This window comes from Pseudoxanthomonas gei, from assembly GCF_010119615.1.
GTDB classification, from domain to species: Bacteria; Pseudomonadota; Gammaproteobacteria; order Xanthomonadales; family Xanthomonadaceae; genus Pseudoxanthomonas_A; species Pseudoxanthomonas_A gei.
On record NZ_QOVG01000010.1, the window covers coordinates 46,855 to 58,833 of the forward strand.

Genomic DNA, 11,979 nt, shown 5'->3' on the forward strand with positions numbered 1-11,979 from the left:
ATGGCAAACCGGAGGAACCCATGAACAAGCGCAACCTGATCATCCTGGCCGCCATTGCCGCAGCGCTTACCGCCACTGCGGCCTTTGCCCAGTCCAAGGCTGCCACTGCCCCCCAGACTACCCAGTCAACGGGTGATGAGCAGCAGTCCGACGCCGACCGCAAGGCCCAGCGACGCGCGCAGAACGAAGCGGCCGCCGCCGCCCGTGCCAAGGCCAAGGGCGAGAACGCCAAAAAGGCCGAGGCCGAGGAAGAAGAGGAAGAACGCAAGCCCTGATGGGCTGCGCAGATAGCCTGCTGACCCGGTCCACCACGCTTATCGGGCCCCCATGGGCCCACGCACGCCCCGCATGGTCGGGGCGTGCGGTTTTACGCGGTTGCAGCAGCTGGCCCACCCCGTTTTCCGGGGCCGGCTTTGTACAGAAGCGTGCCAACCGGTAAACTATGGCTTTCCGGGAGGCCTTCGGCCATGACTCCCCTGATTTTCGTTACCGGCGGCGTGGTGTCCTCGCTTGGCAAGGGCATTGCCGCTGCTTCGCTGGCTTCCATCCTTGAAGCCCGTGGCCTGCGGGTCACGATGATGAAGCTGGACCCCTACATCAACGTAGACCCGGGCACCATGAGCCCGTTCCAGCACGGCGAGGTCTACGTCACCGACGACGGCGCCGAGACCGACCTGGACCTGGGCCATTACGAGCGCTTCGTGCGCACGCGCCTGAGCCGCAAGAACTCGGTCACCACCGGCCGAATCTACGAAAACGTGATCCGCAAGGAACGCCGCGGCGACTACCTCGGCGCCACCGTGCAGGTCATTCCGCACATCACCGACGAGATCAAGCGCTGCATCGACGAGGCGACCGCCGGATTCGACGTGGCCCTGGTCGAGATCGGCGGCACCGTGGGCGACATCGAATCGCTGCCGTTCCTCGAGGCCATCCGCCAGATCCGCACCGAGCGCGGCCAGGAGAAGGCGCTGTTCATGCACCTGACCCTGGTGCCATACATCGCCGCGGCCGGCGAGCTGAAAACCAAGCCCACCCAGCACTCGGTCAAGGAATTGCGCTCGATCGGCATCCAGCCGGACGTGCTGCTGTGCCGCAGCGAGCAGCCGCTGCCCGACTCGGAACGCCGCAAGATCGCCTCGTTCACCAATGTTTCCGAGCGCGCGGTCATTGCCTCCCCCGACGTGGACGTGCTCTACAAGATTCCGCTGTACCTGCACGAGCAGGGCCTGGACGAAATTGTCGCCACCCAGCTCAAGCTACCGGTATCCGGCCCGGCCGACCTCTCGGAGTGGGAGGCAGCGGTCGATGCCACCCTCAACCCGCTGGATGAAGTCACCATCGCCGTGGTCGGCAAGTACGTGGACCACAAGGATGCGTACAAGTCCGTTGGCGAAGCGCTGAAGCACGGTGGTTTGCGTCAGCGCACCCGCGTGAATCTCAAATGGCTGGAGGCGCAGGAGCTGGAGGGCAACGACATGTCCGCGCTGCAGGATGTGCATGGCATCCTGGTGCCAGGCGGCTTCGGTGATCGCGGTTTCGAGGGCAAGGTGGTCAGTGCGCGTTTCGCCCGCGAAAACGGCGTGCCGTATTTCGGCATCTGCTACGGCATGCAGGCGGCGGTGGTGGAATACGCGCGGAACGTGGTTGGCATGGCCGACGCCAACAGCACCGAGAACGACAAGCAGTCCGCGCATCCGGTCATCGGCCTGATCACCGAATGGCGCACCGCCACCGGTGAGGTGGAGAAGCGCGATGAGCGCACCGACCTGGGCGGCAGCATGCGTCTTGGCCTGCAGGAAGCGCGCCTGAAACCCGGCACGCTGGCGCGCGAGTTGTACGGCAAGGACGTGATTGCCGAACGCCACCGCCACCGCTACGAGTTCAACAACCGCTACCGCACCCAGATGGAAGATGCCGGCCTGGTGATTTCCGCCAAGTCCATGGACGATCTGCTGGTCGAGATGATCGAGCTGCCGCGCCCCGTGCATCCCTGGTTCCTGGCCTGCCAGGCCCACCCCGAATTCCTTTCCACGCCCCGCGATGGCCATCCTTTGTTCGTAGGTTTCATTCGCGCCGCGCGCGAGATGAAGGCGGGCGGCAAGCTGTTGAAGGAAGCCAGGGCATGACTTGCGAATGTGCGGAGGATTCCAGCCCCGGCCTGGACAATGAAAAGGCGTCGGGGCTGAAGCCCCTCCCACAGAAGGTTTGCATGCATGAAGCTCTGTAATTTCGAGGTTGGCCTCGACCAGCCGTTCTTCCTCATCGCCGGTCCCTGCGTCATCGAGTCCATGCAGCTGCAGCTGGACGTGGCCGGCAAGCTGAAGGAGATCACCGGCAAGCTCGGCATCAACTTCATCTTCAAGTCCAGCTTCGACAAGGCCAACCGCACGTCGGGCACCAGCTTTCGCGGCCCCGGCGTGGAGGAAGGGCTGAAGGTGCTGGCCGAGGTCAAGCGCCAGCTCGGCGTGCCGGTGCTGACCGACGTGCATGAGTACACGCCGCTGGACGAAGTGGCGTCGGTCGTCGACGTGCTGCAGACGCCTGCGTTCCTGTGCCGGCAGACCGATTTCATCCACAAGGTCGCCAGCGCCGGCAAGCCCGTCAACATCAAGAAGGGCCAGTTCCTGTCGCCTTGGGAAATGAAGCACGTCACCAACAAGGCCAAGGCCACCGGCAACGAGCAGATCATGGCCTGCGAACGCGGCGCCAGCTTCGGCTACAACAACCTGGTCTCGGACATGCGCTCGCTGAGCGTGATGCGCGACACCGGCTGTCCGGTCGTGTTCGATGCCACCCATTCGGTGCAGCTGCCCGGCGGCATGGACGGCAAGTCCGGCGGCCAGCGCGAATTCGTGCCGGTGCTGTCGCGCGCGGCCATGGCCGTGGGGATCGCCGGCATCTTCATGGAGACCCATCCGAAGCCGGAGGAAGCGCTGTCCGATGGCCCCAATGCGTGGCCGCTGGGCAAGATGGAAGCGCTGCTGGAAACCCTGATGGCGCTGGACAGCATCACCAAGAAGAATGGTTTCCTCGAATCCTCACTCTGAACTGAAACAAGCCCCCATGACCTCAATCACCAAGATCCACGCCCGCGAAATCCTCGACAGCCGCGGTAATCCCACGCTTGAAGCGGAAGTCACCCTGGCCGATGGTTCCTTCGGGCGCGCGATGGTGCCTTCGGGCGCCTCGACCGGCTCCAAGGAAGCGGTCGAACTGCGCGATGGCGACAAGACGCGTTACCTGGGCAAGGGCGTGCAGCATGCGGTCGGCAACGTCAATGGCGCCATCGCCAGCGCGCTGAAAGGATTCGACGCGGCCGACCAGGAAGGCCTCGACCGGCGCCTGATCGACCTGGACGGCACCGAAAACAAGGGCCGCCTGGGCGCCAATGCCTTGCTTGGCGTGTCGCTGGCCAATGCGCACGCGGTCGCGGCCTCGAGGAAGATGCCGCTGTGGCAGCACCTGTCCAATGGTGGCGAAGTGACTTTGCCGGTGCCGATGATGAACATCATCAATGGTGGCGCGCATGCCGACAACAACGTCGACCTGCAGGAATTCATGGTGCTGCCGGTCGGCTTCGACTCGTTCGCCGAGTCCCTGCGCGCCGGCGCCGAAATATTCCATGCGCTGAAGTCGGTGTTGAAGGGCCATGGTCTGAGCACGGCGGTGGGCGACGAAGGCGGCTTCGCGCCCGACCTGCGCAGTAACGTGGAAGCGCTGGACACCATCCTGGAAGCCATCGGCCGGGCCGGTTACAAGGCCGGCGAGGACATCCTGCTGGGCCTGGACGTGGCCAGCACCGAGTTTCACGAGAACGGCAAGTACCACCTGATGGGCGAAGGCAAGCGCCTGACCTCCGAGCAGTTCACCGATTTCCTCGCCGGCTGGTGCGCCGAATACCCGATCGTCACCATCGAGGACGGAATGGGTGAGGACGACTGGGCCGGCTGGAAGCTGCTGACCGATCGCCTGGGCGACAAGGTGCAGCTGGTCGGCGACGACCTGTTCGTCACCAATCCGAAGATCTTCCAGCAGGGTATCGAGTCGGGCACGGCCAATGCGATCCTGATCAAGGTCAACCAGATCGGCACCTTGACCGAAACCCTCGAAGCCGTGGCCATGGCCCACCGCGCCAACTACGCGGCGATCATTTCGCATCGTTCCGGCGAGACCGAGGACACCACCATCGCCGATATCGCCGTGGCCACCACCGCCACCCAGATCAAGACCGGCTCCCTGTGCCGCAGCGACCGCGTGGCCAAGTACAACCAGCTGCTGCGCATCGAGGAATCGCTGGGTGCGCGTGCGCGCTATGCCGGGCGCGATGCGTTCGTGTCGTTGAAGCGATAGTCGATGCGGCGGCTGGCATTGCCCTTGCTGTTGTTGGCGCTGCTGCTGGGATGGCTGCAATACAGGCTGTGGTTCGGCGATGGCAGCTGGGGCGAAGTGACCGGCCTGCAGAACCAGGTCGCGCACCAGGCGCGTGAAAACCATGGCCTGCAGGAACGCAACAACGCACTGGCCGCCGAGGTCGAAGACCTCAAGTCCGGCGAGGAAGCCGTGGAAGAACGCGCACGCAGCGAACTGGGCATGATCAAGCCGGGGGAGAAGTTCTACCGCGTTGTCGAATCCGGTGGCGCACCCGCGCCACTTCCGGAAGTACAGGCAGCGGATTCCGAAAACGAGCCACGGCCCTGATGCGGGGCATCTGGGCGATCGTGCCCGCCGCCGGCCGCGGCACCCGTTTCGGCGGCGAACTGCCCAAGCAGTACCTGCAGGTAGCCGGACAGCCCCTGGTCGCCCACGCGCTGGCCGCGTTGCTGGCCCATCCAGCGGTGGACGGCGCGATGGTGGCTATTGCCGACAATGACGTGGACTGGCCGGGTTGGACGTCCTTTGCGGGGAAACCGGTGCTCACCTGCGCAGGGGGCGCGACGCGCGCGCAGTCGGTGCTGGCGGCGCTGCACGCATTGCCGGAGGAAGTGAGGGCCGATGATTTCGTGCTGGTGCACGATGCGGCGCGGCCCAACCTGGGCCAGGAAGACCTGCAGCAGTTGCTCGAGCGCGGGCGCAACGATCCGGTGGGCGCGATTCTCGCCGCACCTGTCCGCGATACATTGAAGCGTGCCGGCGACGACGGTGGCATTGACGGCACCGAGCCGCGCCAGCGCCTGTGGCGTGCGTTGACGCCGCAGCTGTTCCGCCGCTTGCAGTTGTCGCGGGCGCTGGAAGAAGCCGGCCGTAGCGGCGTCGAAGCCACCGACGAGTCGATGGCGATGGAACTGCAGGGCCTGCGGCCGCTGCTGATCGAAGGCAGCGAGGAAAATTTCAAGGTCACCACGCCTGCGGACCTCGCACGCTTCGAGTTCATACTTTCGCAACATCGCGGCTGATCCCCCCAAGACGGGCGGTTTTCGCGTGCTTCCCCATCCGGACCCATCCATGAATGAACTTCCAAAGATCCGCATCGGCCAGGGCATCGACGTGCATGCCTTCGGTGCCGGCGACCACGTCATGCTGGGCGGCGTGCGCGTGCCACACCACCAGGGCCTGGAAGCGCACAGCGATGGTGACGTCGTCATCCACGCCTTGTGCGATGCCATGCTGGGCGCGCTGGCGCTGGGTGACATAGGCATGCACTTTCCACCCAGCGATCCGCAGTGGAAGGGCGCGGACAGCCGGGCCTTCCTGCGCCATTGCAATGGACTGTTGCGCGCACGCGGCTGGCAGCTGGGCAATGCCGACATCACAGTGATCTGCGAGCGGCCCAAGGTGGGACCACATGCCGAGGCGATGCGCGCCGTGCTTGCGGCGGAGCTGGATTGCGAGGTGGAGGCGCTGAGCATCAAGGCGACCACCAGCGAGAAACTCGGCTTCACGGGCCGGGGCGAAGGCATCGCCGCGCAGGCGGTCGTGCTGCTGGTCCAGCCATGAGCGCGAGGTTGCCGCGCGCCTTTGGCGAGCCCGTGCTGGCCGCCCGGATCCGCAGTGTTCCCGAGGACTTCCTGGTCGAGGAGATGCCCGCATTCGATCCGCATGGGGAAGGCGAGCACCTGCTGCTGACGGTTGAAAAGCGCGGACTCAATACCAGCGAAGCTGCCAGGCGGCTGGCTGCGTGGGCCGGCTTGCGGGACATGGCCATAGGCTATGCCGGCATGAAAGACCGGCATGCCGTCACCCGGCAGCGTTTCAGCGTGCACCTGCCCAAACGGGTCGCGCCCGATGTCGCGAGCTTGCAGGCCGATGACTTCAAGGTGCTCGAAGCCGTCTGGCACAACCGCAAGCTGCCGCGCCGCGCCCTTGCCGGCAACCGCTTCGTGCTGACCCTGCGCGAGGTCGTCGGGGAGCGCGAGGCAATCGAAGCGCGGTTGGCGCAGATTGCGGCGCGGGGTCTCCCCAACTGGTTCGGCAGTCAACGTTTCGGCCGCGAGGCGGGCAACGTGGCCGCAGTGCTGGCGATGTTCGGTGGGCGTCGTGTACGCCGCGAGGAGCGTTCGATCCTGCTGTCCGCGGCGCGCTCGGAATTGTTCAACCGCGTGCTGGCTGCGCGCGTGGCTGGCAACAGCTGGGATACAGGCCTGGAGGGCGAAGTGTGGGTGCTTGCCGGCAGTCGCAGCGTGTTTGGCCCCGAGCCTTGGACCGACGCCTTGGCCGAACGCCTCGCCCGCTTCGATATCCACCCCAGCGGCCCCTTGTGGGGAGCCGGCGAATTGCGCAGCACGGGCCCTTGCGCGGAAGTGGAAACGTCGGCGTTGGCTGATGGCGATTCAAGCGCGCTACGGGAAGGGCTGGAGCAGGCCGGCATGAAGCAGGAACGCCGTGCGTTGCGGCTGGTGCCTGCGGCGCTGTCCTGGGAGTGGCAGGGCGATGGGTCCCTGGTCCTCTCTTTCAGCCTGCCGCCCGGCAGCTATGCCACCGCACTGCTGCAGGAACTGGGTGAAACGACCGAACGTTCCTGAGCAGCCGCCGCTTGTCGGAAAACCCCGGCCGGTACTGGCATGCAATGTGGCCCGGCGTATAAGCAGAGGTGGACGCCCCGTTTGCATGCAGTGAGCGGGACGCCACCAACAGGCATCCAAGGGAGATTTGTCATGAAAACGTGGCAGAGTTCATTGCTTCTATTCGCACCGTTGCTGCTCTTGTCCGGCTGTGCCAGCACCCAGGGCGCTGCCTATGGCGATGCGCCAAAGCCGCTGCACGAAACGTTGGTCCAGGACGATCAATACGTCGCCCTTGTCGAACAGATCGCAAAGCAGCGCGGCACTCGCGTGGTATGGGTCAACACCCCGCGCAAGCGCGTCCCGCAAGCGGTAGCCGACGCCCGTTAGTGGTTCGCTAGTTGGTTGCCCAAGCCCTTGCTGGGGGAAGGGCGCTCAGCGACGCGCCAACAACACCAATACCGCGCCCGTGCCGCCTTGCGCGGCCGGGGCGGAGTGAAACGCGAGCACGTCGGCACGCTGCCGCAGCACGCGATCCACCAGGTTCTTCAACGGCGGCATGCTGCCGCCATCTCGCAGGCCCTTGCCGTGGATGATGCGCACGCATCCGAATTCATGGTCGTGAGCCTCGGCGAGGAACTGCCGCAGCATCGATTCGGCCTGCAATATCGTCGCTCCATGCAGATCAAGTTCGTCCTGGGCCGAGAAGCGTCCGCGCTTCAGCCGCTGGAAGACCGCGGGCGGCACCAGCTCGCGTCGATAGCTGAGCGTGTCGCCCGCCGCCAGCACTGACAGATCGGCCAAGCCGCGCTGGAATTCACCCAGGGCTGCGCGTTCGTCGAGTTCGGCCATCCCCGCGCGCGGCCGTGGCTTGGGTCTGGCAGGGGGCAGCGCTGACTCGGGCAGGGGCTTGACCGGCCCTATTGCCTGGCGAAACAGCGCGGCATCGTCGTCTTCATCGGGCTTGCTTGGCATGCCTGCAGGGTAGCGGCATCAGGGCGCTGCGCAAGACGTGCGGTATCATGGGCTGCAACTGAGGAACCCCATGCGCGTACTTGTTAGCAACGACGACGGCGTCGACGCCCCCGGCATCCGCATGCTTGCGGAAGGCCTGCGCGGCGCCGGACATGAAGTGTTGGTAGTGGCCCCTGATCGTGATCGTTCGGGCGCGAGCAATTCCCTCACCCTGGACCTGCCGATCCGCATCAAGAAGCTCGACGAGCAGACCTGGCGTGTCGCCGGCACGCCCACCGACTGCGTGCACCTGGCGTTGACCGGGATGCTGGAAGTCGAACCGGACATCGTTGTGTCGGGGATCAACAATTCCGCCAACCTCGGTGATGACGTGATCTATTCGGGCACGGTATCGGCGGCGATGGAAGGCCGTTTCCTGGGCCTGCCGGCGGTCGCGGTTTCGCTGGTGACTGCCGACCACAAGGCGAAGCATTTCGCTACCGCGGCACGCGCGGCGGTTGAAATCGTCGCGCGGCTGAGGTCGGATCCGCTTCCGGCCGACACCATCCTCAATGTCAACGTGCCCGACCTTCCGTGGGATGCGGTCGCCGGCTTCGAAGTCACCCGCCTGGGCAATCGCCATCGTTCCGAGGCCTGCCTGCCGCAGCCCGACCCGCGCGGGGGCACGGTGTACTGGATCGGCCCGGCCGGACAGGAACAGGACGCCGGACCGGGCACCGATTTCCACGCGGTGCGTACCGGCTTCATTTCCATCACCCCGATCCATGTCGACCTGACGCGCTACCAGGCGCTGGAAAAGGTGGCCAGCTGGGTGGGCGGCCTCAGTGCCTCGCTGGAGGCGTCGGCATGACCCCACGGTTGCGGTTGCAACCCGAGGTGGCGGGCCAGGGAATGACCTCGCAACGCGTGCGTGACCGCCTGGTCGAGCGCCTGCGTGAATCCGGCATCCGCGACGAGAACGTGCTCAACGCGGTACGCACGGTGCCACGCCACCTGTTCGTGGATGAGGCGCTGGCCATGCGCGCCTACGAAGACACCGCGCTGCCCATCGGCCACAGCCAGACCATTTCCCAGCCCTGGGTGGTGGCGCGCATGACCGAGGCGCTGTTGCTGGATGCGTCGCCAAGGACAGTGCTCGAGATCGGCACGGGCTCCGGTTACCAGGCCGCAATCCTGGCGGCGCTGGGATTGGAGGTTTACACCGTGGAGCGCATCGGCGACCTGCTGCGCCAGGCGCGCAAGCGCTTGCGCCAGCTGGGCATGAACGTACGCAGCAAGCATGACGATGGCCGCGTCGGCTGGGCCGAGCATGCGCCCTATGACGCGATCATCGTCACCGCCGCCGCGCCTGCGCTGGTTGGCGCCCTGATCGACCAGCTCGCGGTGGGTGGGCATCTGGTCGCGCCGGTGGGTGGTGCCTCCTCGCAATCGCTGCTCAAGCTGACCAAGCGCGCCGATGGTGGCGTCGATGAGCAGGTGCTGGCGCCGGTGGTGTTCGTGCCGCTGCTGTCCGGCACCCTGGACTGATCGCATGCAGATATTCGGACCGATGTACGCCCGTGCCATCCAGTGGGCGCAGCATCGTCATGCGCCGCGCCTGCTGGCGGGATTGAGCTTCATCGAGGCTATCTTCTTCCCGGTGCCGCCTGAAGTGATGCTGGCGCCGATGTCGCTGGCCCAGCCCAGGCGCGCCTTCTGGTTCGCCACCTTGAGCCTGGTCGGTTCGCTGCTGGGCGCACTGGTCGGATACGCGTTGGGTCACTACGCCTTCGAGGCGGTAACGCCGCTGATCGAATGGCTGGGATGGAGCGCCAAGATCGATGCGCAGGTAACGCACCTGCGCCAGGTCGTCGCCGAATCGCCGTGGAAGGCGTTCTGGCTGCTGGTACTTGCAGGTTTCACTCCGATCCCTCTGAAGATATTCACGTGGGCCTCAGGCATCGTTGGCGTACCGCTGTTACCGTTCATGGCAAGCATGTTCGTGGGTCGTGGCAAGCGCCTCTACCTGGTCGCGGGCGCGATCAGGCTCGGTGGCGCACGTGCCGAGGCTGCCTTGCATCGCTGGATCGAACCGGTCGGCTGGATATCCAGCGTGCTGCTGGTCTTGCTGGTCGGCTGGATTGTGTGGAAGGCCAATGGTGGATGAAACGGCACGATGAAGAATAGCAATGCACCCAGGCTTTCCCGGCTGCTGGCCATGCTGCTCGCCATGGTATGGCTGGCGGGGTGCAGCAGCAGTGTGGTGCGTGACACTTCCTCTTCTTCGCGTTCCCGCGCGCGAGCGGTTTCGCAGCCCAAATACGGCGTCATCGCCAAGGTACAGCGCGGCGACACGCTGTATGGCCTGGCTTTCCGCAACGGCATCGATGTCCGCGACCTGGCGGCATGGAACGGCATCGCCTCGCCTTACACCATCTATCCGGGCCAGGGCATCAGGCTGTATCCGGCCGGTGGCGGCTCAGCTTCCGGCCGTCCGGCCACGACCGTCGCCACGGGTCGTCCCAGGCCGGTGACCACCGTTCCCACTGTCACGACCCGATCGCCTGCGGTGACCACTCCCGCTTCGCCGCCAAGCAGTGGCTTCAGCTGGCGCTGGCCTGCCGAGGGCGTGGTCATAGGCGGTTTCACCGCCGGTGACGCCACCAAGCAGGGCGTCGACATTGGCGGCAGCAGCGGCCAGCCGGTGCGTGCCGCAGGCGATGGAGTGGTGGTGTACTCCGGTGGCGGCCTGGTCGGTTACGGCGAACTTGTCATCATCAAGCACAGTGAGTCGTGGCTGTCGGCCTATGGCCACAATCGCAAGCGGCTGGTCAACGAAGGCCAGAACGTGAAGGCGGGCCAGCAGGTCGCCGAAATGGGCCGCAGTGGCGCCGCGCGCGACATGCTGCACTTCGAGATCCGCTACAACGGCAAGCCCGTGGATCCGCTGCTCTACCTCCCCAGGCGCTGACAACCGCAGCGTCCTGTTCCGAAGCTTGACCACCCGCAATCCGAGGCAGCGGCCTGGAGAGGAGGCTGGCAGGCAGCGGACTCGTTTCTCAGCAGGGCAGGCGCCGCTACGAAGACTGGTTGCAGAGGGACGTCTTGTGGGTGTGGTCGGCGCCCCAGGTGCGGAACCCCGACGTGTCCAGGTGGATCCTGGTGTTGGTGTAGAAGCCGAGGCCCAGTTTCAACGCCGGGCCCTTGCTGCGCCAGTAGTGGCACAGGCGGGCAACGTTGTCCGGCGAGGCGGCAAGGTCGAAATCCAGCGCGTTGTTGAGCACGTGCCGGCTGCGCGCGCTGCCACCCGCACAGCGGTTCAGCGCGCCATCGCGATAACCCGAAGCCACCCGCTTGGCGTCCACCATTCCGGCGGCTTGAAGGGCGCTCACCACACGCAATGTCGGCACGATATTCGTCCACTGGACTTTCGGCGCAAGCGCGAATTCGCTGGCGCCGCAGTCCCGCCACATGCGCGCGCTGCGCAGCAGGAAGCGCATCGGCGCCACGTGGCCCAGTTGCCTGCGATCCAGGAACTGCTGGTATTCGGTCACCATGGCGGAGCGCGGGGTTGCCCATTGCCGGAAGCCGTCGTCCGCGGCGAGCTGCGGACCGCTGACCAGCAGCAAGGAGAAAAGGAGCGGGCATCTAGCCGCCCTGGGCAGGCCGCGCTTCATGGCGCCAGCACGAATCCGGCGACCACCCGTCGGCCTTCGCCGGCCAGCACGTTGAACGTGCGCGCGGCCGCCGCGTTGGCCATGACCTCGATGCCGATGCCGCGGGTCAGGCAGGCGGCCATCACCGCGGCGGAAGGAAACAGCTGGCGCTCGCCGGTCCCGAGCAGTACCAGTTCCGGATCCAGCGCGAGCAATGGCGCGATGTCTTCAGGCGCCAGCGCACTTGCATCGGCAATCGGCCAGGCGTCGATGAGTTCGTTGGGTGCCAGGATGAAGCTGGCTTCCAGCACGCGCTCGTTGACCCTGGCGCTGCGGCCGTCGGCAGCGCGAAGTGCGTAGGTGTAATCGGGTCGTTCGTGGTTCAGCTGCATGGTCGGTCGGCCTTTGCCGTGTCGGCACCCAGCGTG

General features: G+C 65.7%; 16 protein-coding genes. 13 read left to right on the top strand and 3 right to left on the bottom strand.

Annotated elements, in window-relative coordinates:
• Window positions 1-20: 20 nt before the first annotated feature.
• The 9 genes from DT603_RS13900 to DT603_RS13940 all read left to right on the top strand — a co-directional run bounded on the left by DT603_RS13900 (window position 21) and on the right by DT603_RS13940 (window position 7,331).
• Window positions 21-275: a hypothetical protein gene (locus DT603_RS13900; protein WP_162350580.1), complete on the top strand. Its 255-nt coding sequence runs from the start codon at window positions 21-23 to the stop codon at window positions 273-275.
• Window positions 276-467: 192 nt separating this feature from the next.
• Complete coding sequence (gene pyrG / locus DT603_RS13905; protein WP_162350581.1) at window positions 468-2,129, top strand: CTP synthase; 1,662 nt, start codon at window positions 468-470, stop codon at window positions 2,127-2,129.
• An 87-nt stretch (window positions 2,130-2,216) separates the two neighbouring features.
• Window positions 2,217-3,050, top strand: a complete 834-nt coding sequence (kdsA, locus tag DT603_RS13910) for a 3-deoxy-8-phosphooctulonate synthase (RefSeq protein WP_162350582.1) — start codon at window positions 2,217-2,219, stop codon at window positions 3,048-3,050.
• A 16-nt stretch (window positions 3,051-3,066) separates the two neighbouring features.
• Window positions 3,067-4,353: a phosphopyruvate hydratase gene (eno, locus tag DT603_RS13915; RefSeq protein WP_162350583.1), complete on the top strand. Its 1,287-nt coding sequence runs from the start codon at window positions 3,067-3,069 to the stop codon at window positions 4,351-4,353.
• A gap of 3 nt (window positions 4,354-4,356) precedes the next feature.
• Window positions 4,357-4,701 (top strand): cell division protein FtsB, encoded by a 345-nt coding sequence (gene ftsB, locus DT603_RS13920; protein WP_162350584.1) that lies wholly within the window; start codon window positions 4,357-4,359, stop codon window positions 4,699-4,701.
• On the top strand, window positions 4,701-5,396 hold the full coding sequence (gene ispD, locus DT603_RS13925; protein ID WP_162350585.1) for a 2-C-methyl-D-erythritol 4-phosphate cytidylyltransferase: 696 nt from the start codon (window positions 4,701-4,703) through the stop codon (window positions 5,394-5,396). The genes ftsB and ispD overlap by 1 nt, the downstream gene beginning before the upstream one ends.
• Before the next feature lie 49 nt (window positions 5,397-5,445).
• Entirely contained in the window at window positions 5,446-5,937 is a 492-nt protein-coding gene (gene ispF, locus DT603_RS13930; RefSeq protein ID WP_162350586.1) for a 2-C-methyl-D-erythritol 2,4-cyclodiphosphate synthase, read from the top strand.
• Entirely contained in the window at window positions 5,934-6,962 is a 1,029-nt protein-coding gene (gene truD / locus DT603_RS13935; RefSeq protein ID WP_162350587.1) for a tRNA pseudouridine(13) synthase TruD, read from the top strand. The genes ispF and truD overlap by 4 nt, the downstream gene beginning before the upstream one ends.
• A 132-nt stretch (window positions 6,963-7,094) precedes the next feature.
• The gene (locus DT603_RS13940; protein WP_162350588.1) at window positions 7,095-7,331 is read left to right on the top strand and encodes a hypothetical protein; all 237 of its coding nucleotides are present in this window, start codon (window positions 7,095-7,097) and stop codon (window positions 7,329-7,331) included.
• 45 nt (window positions 7,332-7,376) lie between these two features.
• On the opposite strand, the gene DT603_RS13945 is transcribed toward DT603_RS13940, so the two are convergent.
• Window positions 7,377-7,916 (bottom strand): Smr/MutS family protein, encoded by a 540-nt coding sequence (locus DT603_RS13945; protein ID WP_162350589.1) that lies wholly within the window; start codon window positions 7,914-7,916, stop codon window positions 7,377-7,379.
• A 70-nt stretch (window positions 7,917-7,986) separates the two neighbouring features.
• On the opposite strand from DT603_RS13945, the gene surE reads away from it, so the two are divergent.
• The 4 genes from surE to DT603_RS13965 are packed head-to-tail and all read left to right on the top strand — an operon-like array spanning window position 7,987 to window position 10,866.
• Entirely contained in the window at window positions 7,987-8,766 is a 780-nt protein-coding gene (gene surE, locus DT603_RS13950; RefSeq protein WP_162350590.1) for a 5'/3'-nucleotidase SurE, read from the top strand.
• Window positions 8,763-9,443, top strand: coding sequence for a protein-L-isoaspartate(D-aspartate) O-methyltransferase (locus tag DT603_RS13955; protein WP_162350591.1), 681 nt, complete (start codon window positions 8,763-8,765; stop codon window positions 9,441-9,443). The genes surE and DT603_RS13955 overlap by 4 nt, the downstream gene beginning before the upstream one ends.
• 4 nt (window positions 9,444-9,447) lie before the next feature.
• The gene (locus tag DT603_RS13960) at window positions 9,448-10,062 is read left to right on the top strand and encodes a YqaA family protein (protein WP_162350592.1); all 615 of its coding nucleotides are present in this window, start codon (window positions 9,448-9,450) and stop codon (window positions 10,060-10,062) included.
• A 9-nt stretch (window positions 10,063-10,071) separates the two neighbouring features.
• Window positions 10,072-10,866 (top strand): peptidoglycan DD-metalloendopeptidase family protein, encoded by a 795-nt coding sequence (locus DT603_RS13965; RefSeq protein WP_162350593.1) that lies wholly within the window; start codon window positions 10,072-10,074, stop codon window positions 10,864-10,866.
• Window positions 10,867-10,972: 106 nt separating this feature from the next.
• On the opposite strand, the gene DT603_RS13970 is transcribed toward DT603_RS13965, so the two are convergent.
• Together DT603_RS13970 and DT603_RS13975 are read right to left on the bottom strand one after the other, a co-directional pair.
• Window positions 10,973-11,572: a D-Ala-D-Ala carboxypeptidase family metallohydrolase gene (locus DT603_RS13970; protein ID WP_162350594.1), complete on the bottom strand. Its 600-nt coding sequence runs from the start codon at window positions 11,570-11,572 to the stop codon at window positions 10,973-10,975.
• Window positions 11,569-11,943, bottom strand: coding sequence for an Mth938-like domain-containing protein (locus DT603_RS13975; RefSeq protein WP_162350595.1), 375 nt, complete (start codon window positions 11,941-11,943; stop codon window positions 11,569-11,571). Before DT603_RS13975 ends, DT603_RS13970 begins: the two co-directional genes overlap by 4 nt.
• Window positions 11,944-11,979 lie beyond the last annotated feature (36 nt).